The sequence below is a fragment of the Pseudomonas sp. FYR_2 genome, from assembly GCF_043106425.1.
Lineage (GTDB): Bacteria > Pseudomonadota > Gammaproteobacteria > Pseudomonadales > Pseudomonadaceae > Aquipseudomonas > Aquipseudomonas monteilii.
In genome coordinates this window covers 122,757-139,602 of record NZ_JBICMM010000054.1, presented here as the reverse complement: position 1 = coordinate 139,602, position 16,846 = coordinate 122,757, and the positions used below count along the sequence as shown (strand labels likewise).

Below are 16,846 nucleotides of genomic sequence, written 5' to 3'. Positions count from 1 at the left end.
CCTCCCCAAGTCGCCATTCCGAACAAGGTTCGTTCAACCCATGCAAGCGTTCAATTCCCGTTCCCCCCGTCGTTGGCTCGTCGGCCTGCTGATCCTGCTGCTGGTGGCTGCACTGGCCTGGTGGCTGTGGCCTGCAGCAACGCCTGCGCATAAAGAAGCCAGTGGCGGCGGGCGCGGCGGCAAGGGCATGGGCATGATGGGCGGTCGCCCGGGCTTTGGCGGCTCCAGCGAAGCTGTACCCGTGCGCGTCGAGCCGGTGCGGGTGGGTGATTTCCCGCTGTACTACAAGGCCCTGGGCACGGTCACCGCGACCAACACCGTCAACGTACGCAGCCGCGTGGCTGGCGAACTGGTGAAAATCCACTTCAAGGAAGGTCAGCAGGTCAAGGCCGGCGACTTGCTTGCCGAAATCGACCCGCGCTCGTACCGCATCGCCCTGCAGCAAGCCGAAGGCACCTTGGCGCAAAACCAGGCACAGTTGAAGAACGCCCAGGTCGACCTGGCCCGTTACAAAGGCCTGTACGCCGAAGACAGCATTGCCAAGCAAACGCTCGACACCGCCGAAGCACAGGTGGCGCAATTCCAGGGGCTGGTCAAGACCAACCAGGCCCAGGTCAACGATGCCCGCCTGAACCTCGACTTCACCCAGATCCGTGCGCCGATCAGCGGCCGAGTCGGCCTGCGTCAGCTTGACCTGGGCAACCTGGTGGCGGCCAACGACACCACCGCACTGGTAGTCATCACCCAGACCGAGCCGATCAACGTCGCCTTCACCCTGCCGGAAACCGAGCTGAACACCGTGCTGGAGCGCTATCGCAGCGGCGCCAGCCTGCCGGTCGAGGCCTGGGACCGCAATGACAGCAAACTGCAATCTACCGGCGTGCTGGGCAGTATCGACAACCAGATCGACACCACCACTGGCACCCTCAAATTCAAAGGCCGCTTCGAGAACAAGGACCTGGCCCTGTTCCCCAACCAGTTCGTCAACGTGCGCTTGCTGGCCGATACCCTCAAGCAGGTGGTCATGGCCCCGGCGGCGGCCATCCAGTTCGGCAACGACGGTAGCTTCGCCTACGTGGTCAATGCCGAGAACACGGTTAACGTGCGCAAGCTCAAAGTGGGCGCCAGCGATGGCGAGAACAGCGTCATTCTCGACGGCCTGAAGGCCGGTGACCGGCTGGTGTTGGAAGGTACCGACCGCCTGCGCGAAGGCACCAAGGTCGAAGTGGTCGAAGACAGCTCACAAGTGCCGACCACCCCGGGCCAGCACCTGCAAGGGCAAGAGGCCAAAGACTCGGCGCAAACCGGTGAAGCACAACCGGGCAAAGCAGCAGGCAAGGCGGGCGCATGAACTTCTCGCGTCTGTTCATTCTGCGGCCGGTCGCCACCACGCTGAGCATGCTGGCCATCGTTCTGGCCGGCCTGATCGCCTACAAGCTGCTGCCGGTTTCCGCCTTGCCGCAGGTGGATTACCCGACCATCCGCGTCATGACCCTTTACCCCGGCGCCAGCCCGCAGGTCATGACCAGTTCAGTCACCGCACCGCTGGAGCGCCAGTTCGGGCAGATGCCTGGCCTTGAGCAAATGGCTTCGACCAGCTCCGGCGGCGCGTCGGTGCTGACCTTGCGCTTCAACCTCGACATGAACATGGACGTTGCCGAGCAACAGGTGCAGGCCGCGATCAACGCCGCCAGCAACCTGCTGCCCAGCGACCTGCCAGCACCACCGGTGTACAACAAGGTCAACCCGGCCGACACCCCGGTGTTGACCCTGGCCATTTCCAGCAAGACCATGCCGCTGCCCAAGCTCAACGACCTGGTCGACACCCGCGTGGCGCAAAAGCTCGCGCAGATCAGTGGCGTGGGCATGGTCAGCATTGCCGGCGGCCAGCGCCAGGCAGTGCGCATCAAGGTCAACGTCGATGCCTTGGCCGCCAACGGCCTGAACCTGGATGACGTGCGCACGCTGATTGGCGCGTCCAACGTCAACCAGCCCAAGGGCAACTTCGACGGCCCGACCCGGGTGTCGATGCTCGATGCCAACGACCAGCTACGTTCCCCCGAGGAATACGCCAACCTGATCCTGGCCTACAACAACGGTGCGCCGCTGCGCCTGAAAGACGTGGCCGAAATCGTCGACGGCGCGGAGAACGAGCGCCTGGCCGCCTGGGCCAACGAAAACCATGCGGTGCTGCTGAACATCCAGCGTCAGCCGGGCGCCAACGTGATCGAAGTGGTCGACCGCATCAAGGAACTGTTGCCGTCGATCACCGACAACCTGCCGGCCGGTCTGGATGTGTCGGTGCTCACCGACCGCACCCAGACCATCCGCGCTGCGGTGAAGGACGTACAGCACGAACTGCTGATCGCCATCGCCCTGGTGGTGATGGTCACCTTCCTCTTCCTGCGCCGCTTCAGTGCCACCATTATCCCTTCGATTGCCGTGCCTTTGTCGCTGATCGGCACCTTCGGCGTCATGTACCTGGCCGGCTTCTCGGTCAACAACCTGACGCTGATGGCCCTGACCATCGCCACGGGCTTTGTGGTCGATGATGCCATCGTGATGCTGGAAAACATCTCACGGCATATCGAAGAGGGCGAGACGCCCATGCAGGCAGCGCTCAAGGGCGCCCGGCAAATCGGCTTCACCCTGATTTCCCTGACCTTCTCGCTGATCGCGGTACTGATCCCGCTGCTGTTCATGGCCGATGTCGTCGGCCGGCTGTTCCGCGAGTTCGCCATTACCCTGGCGGTGGCCATCCTGATTTCCCTGGTGGTGTCGCTGACCCTGACGCCGATGATGTGCGCCCGGCTGCTCAAGCGCGAGCCCAAGGAAGAAGAGCAGGGGCGCTTCTACCGTGCCAGTGGTGCCTGGATCGACTGGCTGATCAAGCACTATGGCAGTGCCCTGCAATGGGTGCTGAAGCACCAGCCGTTGACACTGCTGGTCGCCGTGGCCAGCCTGGCGCTGACTGTGTTCCTGTACATGGTGGTGCCCAAGGGCTTCTTCCCGGTGCAGGACACCGGGGTGATCCAGGGTATCTCCGAAGCGCCGCAATCCACCTCGTTTGCCGCCATGAGCGAACGCCAGCAGGCCCTGAGCAAGGTGATCCTGCAGGACCCGGCGGTGCAAAGCCTGTCGTCCTACATCGGTGTCGACGGCGACAACGCTACGCTCAACAGTGGCCGCGTGTTGATCAACCTCAAGCCCCATGGCGAACGGGATGTCACCGCCAGCGAGGTCATCCGCCGTCTGCAGCCGCAACTCGACCGGCTGGTGGGCATCCGCCTTTTCATGCAGCCGGTGCAGGACCTGAGTATCGAAGACCGTGTCAGCCGCACCCAGTACCAGTTCAGCCTGTCGTCGCCCGACGCCGACCTGTTGGCGCAATGGAGCAGCAAGCTGGTACAGGCGCTGCAGCAACGCCCCGAACTGACCGACGTGGCCAGCGACCTGCAGGACAAGGGCTTGCAGGTCTACCTGGTGATTGACCGTGACATGGCCGGCCGCCTGGGCATCACGGTGTCGCAGATCACCAATGCCCTGTATGACGCCTTTGGCCAACGGCAGATCTCCACCATCTACACCCAGGCCAGCCAGTACCGTGTGGTACTGCAGTCGCAGGACGCGGCAGTTATCGGCCCGCAAGCGCTGGAGTCGATTCACGTCAAGGCCACCGATGGCGGCCAGGTGCGCCTGTCGGCGCTGGCGCGTATCGAGCAGCGCCAGGCCCAGTTGGCCATTGCCCACATCGGCCAGTTCCCGGCGGTGACCCTGTCGTTCAACCTAGCCCACGGCGCATCGCTGGGTGAAGCCGTGCAGGTGATCGAGCAGGTGCAGAAGGACATCGGCATGCCGTTGGGTGTGCAAACCCGCTTCCAGGGTGCGGCGCAGGCCTTCCAGGCATCGCTGTCGAGCACCTTGCTGCTGATCCTGGCGGCGGTAGTGACGATGTACATCGTGCTGGGCGTGCTGTACGAAAGCTACATTCACCCTGTGACCATCCTCTCGACCTTGCCGTCGGCAGCAGTGGGCGCTTTGCTGGCGCTGCTCATCAGCGGCAACGACCTGGGCATGATCGCCATCATCGGTATCATCCTGCTGATCGGTATCGTGAAGAAGAACGCGATCATGATGATCGACTTCGCCCTGGAGGCCGAGCGCCACCAAGGCATGAGCCCGCGCGATGCCATCTACCAGGCGGCGATGCTGCGCTTCCGGCCGATCCTGATGACCACCCTGGCCGCGCTGTTCGGTGCTGTGCCGCTGATGCTCGCCACCGGTTCCGGCGCGGAGCTGCGCCAGCCTCTGGGCCTGGTGATGGTGGGCGGGTTGCTGGTCAGCCAGGTGCTGACGCTGTTCACCACCCCGGTCATCTACCTCTACTTCGACCGCCTGGCCCGCCGCTGGCGCCCGGTCACTGACGCGAAGCAGGCCGAGGCATGAACCTGTCCGGTCCTTTCATCCGTCGCCCGGTGGCGACCATGCTGTTGAGCCTGGCGATCATGCTGCTGGGCGGCGTCAGCTTCAAGCTGCTGCCAGTTGCGCCGCTGCCGGAAATGGACTTCCCGGTGATCGTGGTGTCGGCCAACCTGTCCGGGGCCAGCCCTGAGGTCATGGCGTCTACCGTGGCCACGCCACTGGAGCGTAAGCTGGGCAGCATCGCCGGCGTCACCACGCTGACCAGTAGCTCCAACCAGGGCTCGACCCGGGTGATCATCGGTTTCGAGATGGGCCGGGACATCGACGGTGCGGCGCGCGAGGTGCAGGCGGCGATCAACGCTACCCGCAACCTGCTGCCCAGCGGCATGCGCAGCATGCCCACCTACAAGAAGATCAACCCGTCCCAGGCGCCGATCATGGTGTTGTCGCTGACCTCGGATGTGCTGCAGAAAGGCCAGTTGTACGACTTGGCCGACACCATCCTGGCGCAGAGCCTGGCCCAGGTGTCGGGGGTAGGGGAGGTGCAGATCGGCGGCAGCTCGCTGCCGGCGGTGCGCATCGCCGTCGAGCCGCAACTGCTCAACCAGTACAACCTGTCGCTGGACGAAGTGCGCACGGCGGTGTCCAACGCCAACCAGCGTCGCCCCATGGGCTTTGTCGAGGACGCTGAGCGCAACTGGCAGGTGCGCGCCAACGACCAGCTGGAAACGGCCAAGGACTACGAGCCGGTGGTGATCCGCCAGCAAAACGGTACCATCCTGCGCCTGTCCGACGTGGCGACCATCACCGATGGCGTCGAGAACCGTTACAACAGCGGCTTCTTCAATGACCAGGCGGCCGTGCTGCTGGTGGTCAACCGCCAGGCCGGCGCCAACATCATCGAAACGGTTGACCAGATCAAGGCACAGCTGCCGGCCCTGCAGTCGTTGTTGCCAGCCAGCGTGCAACTGAACGTGGCCATGGACCGCTCGCCCGTGATCAAGGCCACCCTGAAAGAGGCCGAGCACACCCTGCTGATTGCGGTGGTGCTGGTGATCCTGGTGGTGTACCTGTTCCTCGGCAGCCTGCGCGCCTCGCTGATCCCCAGCCTGGCCGTGCCGGTGTCGCTGGTGGGCACGTTCGCGGTCATGTACCTGTGCGGTTTCTCGCTGAACAACCTGTCGCTGATGGCGCTGATTCTGGCCACCGGCCTGGTGGTGGACGATGCCATCGTGGTGCTGGAAAACATCTCGCGGCACATCGAGGACGGCCAGCCGCCGATGAGGGCGGCCTTCCTCGGCGCCAAGGAAGTAGGCTTCACCTTGCTGTCGATGAACGTGTCGCTGGTGGCGGTGTTCGTCTCCATCCTGTTCATGGGCGGCATTGTGCGCAACCTGTTCCAGGAGTTTTCCATCACCCTGGCGACGGCGATCATCGTGTCGCTGGTGGTATCGCTGACCCTGACGCCCATGCTCTGCGCCCGCTGGCTCAAACCGCATCAGGCCGAGCAGACACGCCTGCAACGCTGGAGCGACAAACTGCACCAGCGCATGGTTAACGTCTACGACCGCAGCCTGGGCTGGGCCCTGCGCCACAAGCGCCTGACCCTGCTCAGCCTGTTGGCCACCATCGGCATCAACATCGCGCTGTATGTAGTGGTGCCCAAGACGTTGATGCCGCAGCAGGACACCGGCCAGCTGATGGGCTTCATCCGTGGTGACGACGGGCTGTCGTTCACCGTGATGCAGCCGAAGATGGAAATTTACCGCCGTGCTTTGCTCGCTGACCCGGCAGTGCAGAGCGTTGCAGGTTTCATCGGTGGCAATAGCGGTACCAACAACGCCATGGTGCTGGTGCGCCTGAAACCGATCAGCGAGCGCAAGATCGATGCGCAGAAGGTGATCGAGCGCCTGCGCAAGGAAATGCCCAAAGTGCCTGGCGGGCGCCTGTTCCTGATGGCCGACCAGGACCTGCAACTGGGCGGCGGTGGCCGTGACCAGAACTCGTCGCAGTACCTGTATACCCTGCAGAGTGGCGACCTGGCAGCGCTGCGTGAGTGGTTCCCGAAAGTGGTCGCAGCCGTGCGTGCACTGCCGGAGCTCACCGCTATCGATGCGCGTGACGGTGCCGGCACCCAGCAGGTGACCCTGGTGGTCGACCGCGACCAGGCCAAGCGCCTGGGCATCGACATGGACATGGTTACCACGGTGTTGAACAACGCCTACAGCCAGCGGCAGATCTCTACCATCTACGACAGTCTCAACCAATACCAGGTGGTGCTGGAAATCAACCCGAAATACGCCTGGGACCCAAGTACCCTGGAGCAAGTGCAGGTGATCACCGCCGACGGCGCCCGTGTGCCGCTGTCCACTATCGCCCACTACGAGAACAGCCTGGCCAACGACCGCGTCAGCCACGAAGGCCAGTTCGCCTCCGAAGACATTGCCTTCGACGTCGCGGAAGGCTACAGCCCTGATCAGGCCATGGCTGCGCTGGAGCGCGCGGTGGCCAAGTTGGGCTTGCCTGAGGAAGTGATCGGCAAGCTGGGGGGCACTGCCGATGCCTTTGCCAAGACCCAGGAAGGCCAGCCGTTCATGATCCTCGGTGCGCTGGTGCTGGTGTACCTGGTGCTGGGCATCCTGTACGAAAGCTACATTCACCCGCTGACCATTCTTTCGACACTGCCTTCAGCCGGTGTCGGGGCCTTGCTCGCGTTGTACGTCACGGGGGGCGAGTTCAGCCTGATCTCGCTGCTGGGGCTGTTCCTGCTGATTGGCGTGGTGAAGAAAAACGCCATCCTGATGATCGACCTGGCCTTGCAGCTGGAGCGCCACCAGGGGCTGTCACCCGAGGAGTCGATTCGCCGGGCCTGTCTGCTGCGCCTGCGGCCGATCCTGATGACCACCCTGGCGGCCATCCTTGGCGCCTTGCCGCTGCTGCTGAGCCACGCCGAGGGCGCGGAAATGCGCCAGCCGCTGGGCCTGACCATCATTGGTGGCCTGGTGTTCAGCCAGATCCTCACCCTTTACACGACGCCGGTGGTCTACCTGTACCTGGACCGCCTGCGCCACCGTTTCAACCGTTGGCGCGGCGTGCGCACCGACGCCGCCCTGGAAAACCCGCTATGACTTTTGCCCAGACCCCACTTCATCGTGCCCTGCAAACGCTGACCCGTGGGCGTGGCTCGCGCCTGCTCGGCGCCGGGTTGTGCGTAGCCCTGCTCAGTGCCTGTACCTTGAGCCCGGACTACCATCGCCCCGAACTGAACAGCTCGGCGGCGCAGTTCAAGCACGCCGAAGGCTGGACCCAGGCCGCGCCATCCGACGCCATCGCCCGCGGCGCCTGGTGGGAAATCTACGGCGATGCCGGGCTCAATGCGCTGGTTGAGGAACTGAACCGCAGCAACCAGACCGTAGCGCAGTCCGAAGCCCAGTACCGCCAGGCCCAAGCGCTGGTGCGCAGCAGCCGCGCGGCGTTGTTCCCCAGCCTGGACCTGAACGCCAGCAAGAACCGCTCGGCCCAGGGCACCGGCAGTTCCAGTTCGAGCTTGTCCAACAACAGCAGCGGTATTCGCAACACCTACAACGCGCAGTTGGGCGTGAGCTGGGAAATCGACCTGTGGGGCAAGCTGCGCGAAACCATGAATGCCAACGAGGCCAGTGCCGAAGCCAGCTTCGCCGACCTCGCCTCGATTCGTTTGAGCCAGCAATCGGAGCTGGTGCAGAACTACCTGCAACTGCGGGTGATAGACGAGCAAAAGCGCCTGCTGGAAGCCACTGTGGCGGCCTACGAGCGCTCGTTGCGGATGAACGAAAACCAGTATCGCGCCGGCGTCGCCGGGCCAGATGCCGTGGCGCAAGCTCGTACCCAGCTCAAGAGCACCCAGGCTGACCTGATCGACCTGATCTGGCAGCGCGCGCAGTTCGAAAATGCCATTGCCGTGCTGCTGGGCAAAACCCCGGCCGACTTTGCGCTGGCCGACAGCAAGGACATTCCCGCGCTGCCGCAAATCCCGGTTTCGCTGCCTTCGCAGTTGCTGGAACGGCGCCCGGATATCGCTGCCGCCGAGCGTAACGTGATGGCCGCCAATGCCAACATCGGCGTGTCGCGGGCGGCGTATTTCCCGGACCTCAGCCTGAGCATGAGCGGCGGCTATTCCAGCAGCAGCTTCAGCAACTGGATCGAGCTGCCCAACCGCTACTGGTCGGTAGGCCCGCAACTGGCGCTGACCCTGTTCGACGCCGGCAAGCGCAGCGCCGAGGTGGACCGCACGGTGGCCGCGTATGACCAGACCGTGGCGCAATACCGCCAGACCGTGCTCAACGGCTTCAAGGAAGTGGAAAACCTGCTGGTGCAGTTGAAGGTGTACGGCGATGAGGCGGTGGTGCGCCAGGAAGCGCTGGATGCCGCCCGCGAGTCGCTGCGCCTGACCGAGAACCAGTACCGCGCAGGGTTGATCGGCTACCTGGATGTGGTGAACGTGCAGACCACGGCGTTGAGCAACGAGCGCAGTGTGTTGAACCTGCTGCAAGGGCGCCTGGTGGCCAGTGTGCAGCTGGTGGCTGCGCTGGGAGGCGGCTGGGACGCCGAAAAGGCATTTGCCGAGCAGGATTGATCGGTTTCTGCAAGCTTGCAAACATCCAGTGGGAGCGGGTTTACCCGCGAAGAAGCCAGCGCGTTTTATGGCACCGGCTTCAGCGGTGTTTGCGGGTGAACCCGCTCCCACAGGGAGAATGTTGGGCCGAACTATTGGATCCATTCCCATTCGCAAAAACCCCGTGCGTTTCGCTTAAGCTTGAGTACAATCGTCAGCTTTTGCCGGGCCCCCTGTCCCGTCGCTGGAACTCCCAATGCTGACCGGTAGCTACTCCTCTTCGCTGGTGCTGATTTCGCTGTGCGTGGCGATTTTGGCGTCTTATACCGCCCTTGACCTGACCGGCCGCATCGCCACGGCCAAGGGCCGGGCTGCCTACTTGTGGATGGGGGGCGGCGCGTTGGCCATGGGCATCGGCGTGTGGTCGATGCACTTTATCGGTATGCTCGCCTTCAGCCTGCCTGTCGACCTGGGTTATGACCTGGCGCTTACCGCGTTCTCGCTGCTGATCGCCGTGCTGTCCTCGGGCTTTGCCCTGTGGCTGGTGAGCCAGCCGAGCCTCCCGTGCCTGCAACTGGCCTTCGGCGCGCTTATCATGGGTGCCGGCATCGCCTGCATGCACTACACCGGCATGGCCGCGCTGCGCATGCTGCCGGGCATCGACTATGACCCGACGCTATTTGGCGCCTCGCTGCTGATTGCCGTGGGTGCGTCTGCGGCGGCGTTGTGGATCGCCTTCCGTCTGCGCAAACACACCCCCTACGTGCGGCAGATCCGCGGGCTGGCGGCAGTGGTGATGGGGTTTGCCATCGTCGGCATGCATTACACCGGCATGGCGGCGGCGAACTTCCCCGAAGGCAGTTTCTGCGGTGCACTGGCAGGCGGGTTGCAGGGCGACAGCCTGGTTTACCTGGTGTTGATCACTACCTTGGCGGTGTTGGCCGTGGCCTTGCTCACCTCGGTGCTGGACGCTCGCCTTGAAGCACGCACCGCCGAACTGGCCCGTTCGCTGACCCTGGCCAACCAGGAACTTACCCAACTGGCGCTGCACGACACGCTCACCGACCTGCCCAACCGTACCTTGCTGGCCGACCGTATCGAGCAGGCTATCGCCAAGGTGGCGGAGCAGGGCGGCTGTTTTGCCCTGATGTTCATCGACCTGGACGGTTTCAAACCGGTCAACGATGCCTTTGGTCACCACATTGGCGATCTGCTGCTCAAGGCCGTGGCGGGGCGGCTGCGCGGCCACTTGCACAGCCAGGACACGTTGGCGCGCATCGGCGGTGACGAGTTCGTGCTGCTGGTGGAATTGCAGGAGCCGAACGATGCCATGGACGTGGCGGTCAAGCAGGTCAACCTGGTGTCGCGGCCATTCCGCGTGGCCGAACACGACCTGCAACTGTCGGCGAGCCTGGGCATCGTCCTGTACCCCGGAAACGGCCAGGACCAGCACGAACTGCTGCGCAATGCCGACGCCGCCATGTACCACGCCAAGAGCGCCGGCAAGAACGGCTACAGCTTCTTTGATGTGTCGATGAACAGTAACGCCCGCCAGCAATTGCAGCTGCTGCAAGACCTGCGTCAGGCGTTGGAGCACCGTCAGTTCCGTTTGCATTACCAGCCAAAGTTCGACGCCCAGGCGTGCGAGCCTATTGGTGCCGAAGCCTTGCTGCGTTGGGAGCACCCGCAGCAGGGGCTGTTGCTGCCCGACCGCTTCATCGGCCTGGCGGAGAAGACCGGCCTGATCATCCCGATCGGCGAGTGGGTGCTGGACGAAGCTTGCCGGCAGATGCGCCAGTGGCTGGATCAAGGGCACCAAGGCTGGCGCATGGCCGTGAACCTGTCGGCCATCCAGTTTTGCCATGCCGGGCTGGTCGAGAGCGTGGCCCGGGCCCTGCAACAGAACGGCCTGCCGGCCAACTGCCTGACCCTGGAAATCACCGAAACCACCGCCATGCACGACGCCGATGCCAGCCTGACCGTGCTGCAACGCCTGTCCGACATGGGGGTGGACCTGTCCATCGATGACTTTGGCACCGGCTACTCCAGCCTGATGTACCTCAAGCGCCTGCCGGCCAACGAACTGAAAATCGACCGTGGCTTCGTGCGTGACCTGGAGCAGGACAGTGACGATGCGGCGATTGTCTCGGCCATCGTCGCCTTGGGCCAGGCGCTGGGCCTGCGCATCGTTGCCGAAGGGGTGGAGACCGACAAGCAGCAAGACTTCCTGACCCGACTGGGGTGTGATTCGCTGCAAGGCTACCTGCTGGGCCAGCCAGTGCCCGCCGAACAGTTCATGAGCAAGTTGCAAGCATTGCGGCCGCAAGATACCGCCACGGGTTAAACGGCATCGCGCAAGGTGAAGCTGGGTATGAACGCGTCCATCTCCGCCTCGACGGCTTCGATGATGCGTTCAACGTCGGCGGCAGCCATGACTGCCGTGCAGGGGATACCGGCTATGGCCAGTAGCGTTTCGCCGGTGGCGCGGTCGAACAGCCGTGCAACCATGCTGCGTGGCGCATCCATGATCGCCTCGAAGCCCAGCGGGTGAAAATGCCAGCGCATCACCTGGCAGGCGTTGGGGAACGTCATTTTGTTCATGCCAGCCTCCTTGTCCGTACCTGGACGTGGTGAACGGGTGGCCACATAGATGCGGTCGCCGGGAAGGTAAACATAGCACCTGCCACGCGCGATTCTCGGCTGCAAATACGACAAATGTACTAATTCATGACGAGGGTCACAACCTTGTGATGGCTGGCGTTTGGTTACCATTAGAAAGGCAAACGTTTTCTTCGCAGGCTTGAGGCAGTTAAGCCAACCCGATCTGCCATGGTCGTCGACATCTGGTGCACATTGCTTTTTCGGACGAGCGGTAGGATGAACAGCTAGGAAGCTGTAGATGTGCGCATCGTATTAGCTTGATGCAGCCGGTTTCAAGAAGCCAAGAACTTGTTCATGTGGTCAGGGACCTGAGGTTGTCGGATTTGGAACCCGAGAGCTATCTGTTGCTCTGGAGTGGCGCTGCCCATATACCAGATTCCGATTGCTTCCCATGGCGACACACTCAACATCGTCCCAGTTTGTGAATATGAAATCGCTGCTGTAGCAATCGAGGCACCTACTCCGGCCGCAACTCCAGTTTGTACGGCTAGCCTTAGGGGCAGTGGTGTAGTTGCAGGTAACAATTGACGTGAGGCGTTTTCTGCCGTTGCTACAATCGTACTTAAAATAGGTTGTAAATAATCTTTGACTATTGCAGGTGGGGCAAGTGCTTGGTTTATGGCTTCTCTTAAAACCCGTTTGATTAATCGAACCGTCCTCGTTACACCTGTAACGATGAATTGTGGGAGTTGTCCGCTAGGGTCATGCAGGTTCACGGGATCACCCAAGGCATAGGTATAGCTGTTAGTTGCTCCACGATGGAAAGGAGAAAGCGTATCTGGCTGATGAAAGCGCATCATTGCAGGATTGTAAAAGCGATGTCCATTGCCAAGTGGATAGCACCTAGTGACAGGGTCGGTTGGTTGGCCGGTGAAACCCAAGAAAGTTGGTGCCGTATGATCGAGTCCATAGGGGGTATAGGTTCGATTTAAATGCGCTAAGGAAGTGCCTAATACACTGGAGGCGCGATCGCTTTGGATTATTGAAGTAGTGGATGTCGCTTCGTAGCGCTCGGCCAGCACGGTCATGTCGGTGCGAAGAAGTTGCACTGGGGCAGTTCCGGTAATGGTGGCGAGGTGCTTCTGGCCATAAAAAAATAATCTATCTGGATAGTTGTAGTTTTGCATGGGGCTTGGTCCATTGTGGAGATACCAAGCCTTATAGTTTGCAAATGCTCTGCAGGTTGTCTACTGGCAAATATGCCAGGTCGATTCATCCCAATAAGCCTGCAGCAATGTTGATGGTGAACCCCAAAATCGCCGTATTGAACACAAACCCCACCAGCGAATGCGCCAGCACCACCCGCCGCAACCCCCGCCCGGCAACGCCCACGTCAGACGTTTGCACGGCCACGCTGATGGTGAACGAGAAGTAGTGAAAGTCCCAATAGTCCGGGTTGCGCTCGCCATCGGCGAAGCGCAGCGGTGGTTCATGGTTCTGCCCGGTGTAGAATAACCGGGCGTAATGCAGGCTGAAGATGCAGCCAATCAGCAGCCAGGAACCGGCCACGGTCAGGCCGGTGTAGAGGTAGTGCAGGGCCAGGTCTGCGCCTTGCAGCCCACGGCTGGACAGCAGTTGCAGGGTGACTGCGGCGAGGCTGGCGATGGCGGCAATGCAAACGGTGAGCAGGACCAGGCCTGCGTTTTCGTCTTCGACGCGGGCAACCTTGCGGACCTTTTCCGGGTTGGCGCCCCAGCTCAGCCACAGCACCAGCAACAGGTACAGCCAGACGCCCAGGTTCCAGCCAGCGAGGATGTGTTGCACGGCGTCACCGGCAGGGATCAGCCAGGCGCCAATCAGGCCTGCCGCTGCGGCGAAGCTCAGGCGGGGGTGGGTTCGGGTCAGGCGGTGGAAAGCCATGGGGCCTCATTCACGGTGGGTATGGTCTCTACTCTAGCTTGTTCTTTGCTGGCACCCATCGCACACCCTTGCAACTCTCAGTACACTGCACGTTCCAACACCAACATCTGTTGAACTCGAGGTTTTTGCATGACGCTCAGTCCTTTGGCAGGCAAGCCGGCTCCGGCCAGCGTGCTGGTCGATATTCCCCGACTGCTCACCGCCTATTACACCGGCCGCCCTGACGCTGCCGTGGCGGCTCAGCGGGTGGCCTTCGGCACCTCGGGGCACCGGGGCACTTCGCTTGAATTGAGTTTCAACGAATACCACGTGCTGGCCATCACCCAGGCCATCTGCCTGTACCGCCAGGAAAAGGGCATCGATGGCCCGCTGTTCATCGGCGCCGACACCCACGCCCTGTCGGCCCCGGCCACGGCCAGCGCGCTGGAAGTGTTGGCGGCCAACGGCGTGCAAGTCAGGTTGTCGAAGGACGACGAATACACGCCCACGCCGGCTGTGTCCCACGCCATCCTCTGTCACAACCGTGGCCGCCAGCAGGGCCTGGCCGACGGCATCGTCATCACCCCGTCGCACAACCCGCCGCAAAGCGGTGGCTTCAAGTACAACCCGCCCAATGGCGGCCCGGCCGACAGCGATGTGACCAAGTGGGTCGAGGCCAAGGCCAACGAACTGCTGGCAGCGAACCTGGCAGGCGTGAAGCGCATGGACCATGCCCAGGCGCTGCAGGCACCGACCACTCAGCGTCACGACTACGTCAGCAGCTATGTAGCGGACCTGGAAAACGTCATCGACTTCGACGTCATCCGCAGCGCCAACTTGCGCCTGGGCGTCGACCCGCTGGGTGGGGCAGGGGTGCGCTACTGGTCGGCCATTGCCGAACACTACAAGCTGGACCTGGAAGTGGTGAACACCGAGGTAGACCCCACCTTCCGCTTCATGACCGTCGACTGGGACGGCCAGATCCGCATGGACCCTTCCTCGCCCTACGCCATGCAGGGCCTGATCGGCCTGCGCGAGCGTTTCGACGTGGCCTTCGCCTGTGATCCGGACCACGACCGCCACGGCATCGTCACCCCGGACGGCCTGCTGCAACCGAACAACTACCTGGCCGTGGCCATCGACTACCTGTACCGCCACCGCCCGCTATGGCGCAGCGATGCAGCCGTTGGCAAAACCGTGGTGTCCAGCGGCCTGATCGACCGCGTTACTCAGCGTCTGGGCCGTGAGCTGTACGAAGTGCCGGTGGGCTTCAAGTTCTTTGCCCAAGGGCTGTTCGACGGCTCGCTGGGCTTTGGTGGCGAAGAAAGTGCCGGTGCGTCGTTCCTGCGCCGCGATGGTTCGGTCTGGGCCACCGACAAAGACGGGCTGATCCCGGCCTTGCTGGCTGCCGAGATGACCGCCCGCACCGGGCGCAACCCGAGCCAGGCTTATGCTGATCTGACCGAAGCCTTGGGCAAGCCATACGCTACCCGGGTCGAAGCCAAGGCCGATGCGCGGCAGAAGGCGTTGCTGAGCAAGCTGGCGCCAGAGCAGGTCAAGTCGACCGAACTGGCCGGTGAGCCTATCGTGCAGATCCTCAGCCACGCGCCGGGCAACGGCCAGGCGATTGGCGGGCTGAAGGTGATGACCGCCAATGGCTGGTTCGCTGCGCGCCCATCGGGCACTGAAGACATCTACAAGATTTACGCCGAAAGCTTCATCGACGAGGCGCACCTGCAGCGTCTGGTGCAGGAAGCGCAGGTGCTGGTGGATGCAGCGATTGCCTGACAGGTAACAAACCGCTTGGCCCTGCGCCGCAACGTAAATTAGAATGAATCCTATTTACGCCGCCGCAGGGCCATCCTCATGATCGACGCCGCGCCGCCAACGGACCCTAGCCTGCCTGCCCTGTACCGGGAGCACCGCAGCTGGCTCGAAACCTGGCTACGCCGGCGCCTGGGCAATGCCTGGGATGCCGCCGATCTCAGCCAGGATACTTTTCTGCGGGTACTGGCCAGTGCCCAGCCCTTGGCAGACATACGTGAGCCAAGGGCTTATCTGCTGACAGTCGGCAAGCGCCTGCTGAGCAACTTCCACCAGCGACGTAGCCTGGAACAGGCTTATCTCGATGCCTTGGCCACCTTGCCCGAGCAGCATGTGCCCTCGCCAGAAAAACGCTGGATATTGCTGGAAACCCTGCAAGCACTCGACGAATTGCTCGATGGCCTGAAGGCACCGGTACGCAAGGCCTTTCTCTGGAGTCAGCTCGAAGGCGTGGGTTACGCCGAAATCGGCAAGCGCCTGGGCGTTTGCGAGCGCTCGGTGAAACGCTACATGGCGCAGGCTTACGAACATTGCCTGCTGGCCGAATTGCAATGATCCCCCATTCCCCCGAAACCCGCGAAGCTGTGTGTGCTGCCGCTCGCTGGCTGGCGCTGCTGGACTCTGGCGACGCTAGCGAGACCGACTTGCTGCGCCTGGCACAATGGCGGGCCAGCAGCAGCCTGCATGAAGACGTCTGGCAAAAGGCATCATTGTTGCGCCAGCGCTTTACCGCGTTACCCGGCACACTGGCCATGGCCACCCTGGACCGCCCGGACGCCGGCCGCCGCGCGCTGCTCAAGCAAGCCTTGGGTATCGCCGCACTGTTGCCGACAGCCTGGCTGGTCAGCCGTGAGCTGCCTCTGGACGCCTGGACTGCCGACATGCACACCTCGGTAGGCGAACGTCGGCAGGTGCTATTGAGCGATGGCACCTCCGTGCAACTGAACACCGACAGTGCAGTGGATATCGATTTGGGGGCACGCCGCCTGACATTGCTGCGCGGCGAAGTGGCGATCAAGGTGCCCGCTAACCTGAGCCTGACGTTGCAGGTGCCCTATGGCCAGGTAGTACTCGGTGGCGGCGAGGTATGCCTGCGGCTGATCGATCAGGCTTGCCGGGTATCGATCGTCGAAGGTGTAGCCAGCCTGCAGCCGCTGCGTGGCCCGGCACAGGTGCTGCAAGCCGGGCAGCAGGCCAACCTGCACGTGGCCGGCTTCGGCCCGGTGACAGGCCTGGACGAATGGCGACTGGGCTGGCGCGAAGGTGTGCTGCGTCTGGATGACCGCCCCTTGGGCGAACTGCTGCATGAACTGCGCCGATACCGCCCTGGCGTGTTGCGCTGGGCCCCGGAACTGGAGCGCCTGCGCGTGACCGGCACCTTCCGCCTTGACGACACCGACCGGGTGCTGGCCTTGCTGGCCGCCAGCCTGCCGTTACAGGTGCGAACACGCACGCGTTACTGGGTGAGCCTGGGCGCACGAGAAAATCGTGCGTGAGGCTGTCCCC

11 protein-coding genes are annotated in these 16,846 nt (G+C 62.8%); 8 read left to right on the top strand and 3 right to left on the bottom strand.

From position 1 onward, the window contains the following. Positions 1 to 40: 40 nt before the first annotated feature. The 5 genes from ACF8R4_RS23655 to ACF8R4_RS23635 all read left to right on the top strand — a co-directional run bounded on the left by ACF8R4_RS23655 (position 41) and on the right by ACF8R4_RS23635 (position 11,360). Positions 41 to 1,351: an MdtA/MuxA family multidrug efflux RND transporter periplasmic adaptor subunit gene (locus ACF8R4_RS23655; RefSeq protein WP_104834597.1), complete on the top strand. Its 1,311-nt coding sequence runs from the start codon at positions 41 to 43 to the stop codon at positions 1,349 to 1,351. Then, on the top strand, positions 1,348 to 4,446 hold the full coding sequence (locus tag ACF8R4_RS23650; protein ID WP_392493592.1) for an MdtB/MuxB family multidrug efflux RND transporter permease subunit: 3,099 nt from the start codon (positions 1,348 to 1,350) through the stop codon (positions 4,444 to 4,446). The genes ACF8R4_RS23655 and ACF8R4_RS23650 overlap by 4 nt, the downstream gene beginning before the upstream one ends. Next, entirely contained in the window at positions 4,443 to 7,550 is a 3,108-nt protein-coding gene (locus ACF8R4_RS23645) for an efflux RND transporter permease subunit (RefSeq protein WP_392493591.1), read from the top strand. Before ACF8R4_RS23650 ends, ACF8R4_RS23645 begins: the two co-directional genes overlap by 4 nt. Continuing rightward, a complete protein-coding gene (locus ACF8R4_RS23640; protein ID WP_392493590.1) occupies positions 7,547 to 9,037 on the top strand; it encodes an efflux transporter outer membrane subunit in 1,491 nt (496 codons plus the stop codon). The genes ACF8R4_RS23645 and ACF8R4_RS23640 overlap by 4 nt, the downstream gene beginning before the upstream one ends. Positions 9,038 to 9,272: 235 nt before the next feature. Continuing rightward, positions 9,273 to 11,360 (top strand): bifunctional diguanylate cyclase/phosphodiesterase, encoded by a 2,088-nt coding sequence (locus ACF8R4_RS23635; RefSeq protein WP_104834601.1) that lies wholly within the window; start codon positions 9,273 to 9,275, stop codon positions 11,358 to 11,360. On the opposite strand, the gene ACF8R4_RS23630 is transcribed toward ACF8R4_RS23635, so the two are convergent. From ACF8R4_RS23630 to ACF8R4_RS23620, 3 genes are all read right to left on the bottom strand, one after another. Further along, on the bottom strand, positions 11,357 to 11,617 hold the full coding sequence (locus tag ACF8R4_RS23630) for a DUF1652 domain-containing protein (RefSeq protein ID WP_019098363.1): 261 nt from the start codon (positions 11,615 to 11,617) through the stop codon (positions 11,357 to 11,359). The genes ACF8R4_RS23635 and ACF8R4_RS23630 overlap by 4 nt on opposite strands. 332 nt (positions 11,618 to 11,949) lie before the next feature. Beyond that, complete coding sequence (locus tag ACF8R4_RS23625) at positions 11,950 to 12,804, bottom strand: RHS repeat-associated core domain-containing protein (RefSeq protein WP_392493588.1); 855 nt, start codon at positions 12,802 to 12,804, stop codon at positions 11,950 to 11,952. 85 nt (positions 12,805 to 12,889) lie between these two features. After that, positions 12,890 to 13,537, bottom strand: a complete 648-nt coding sequence (locus ACF8R4_RS23620; protein ID WP_223623877.1) for a DUF1345 domain-containing protein — start codon at positions 13,535 to 13,537, stop codon at positions 12,890 to 12,892. 129 nt (positions 13,538 to 13,666) lie between these two features. On the opposite strand from ACF8R4_RS23620, the gene pgm reads away from it, so the two are divergent. The 3 genes from pgm (at position 13,667) to ACF8R4_RS23605 (ending at position 16,836) form a co-directional block, all read left to right on the top strand. Beyond that, positions 13,667 to 15,304, top strand: coding sequence for a phosphoglucomutase (alpha-D-glucose-1,6-bisphosphate-dependent) (pgm, locus tag ACF8R4_RS23615; RefSeq protein WP_104834604.1), 1,638 nt, complete (start codon positions 13,667 to 13,669; stop codon positions 15,302 to 15,304). A gap of 78 nt (positions 15,305 to 15,382) precedes the next feature. Next, positions 15,383 to 15,895, top strand: coding sequence for a sigma-70 family RNA polymerase sigma factor (locus ACF8R4_RS23610; RefSeq protein ID WP_060497015.1), 513 nt, complete (start codon positions 15,383 to 15,385; stop codon positions 15,893 to 15,895). Next, a complete protein-coding gene (locus ACF8R4_RS23605; RefSeq protein WP_392493586.1) occupies positions 15,892 to 16,836 on the top strand; it encodes a FecR domain-containing protein in 945 nt (314 codons plus the stop codon). Before ACF8R4_RS23610 ends, ACF8R4_RS23605 begins: the two co-directional genes overlap by 4 nt. Positions 16,837 to 16,846 lie beyond the last annotated feature (10 nt).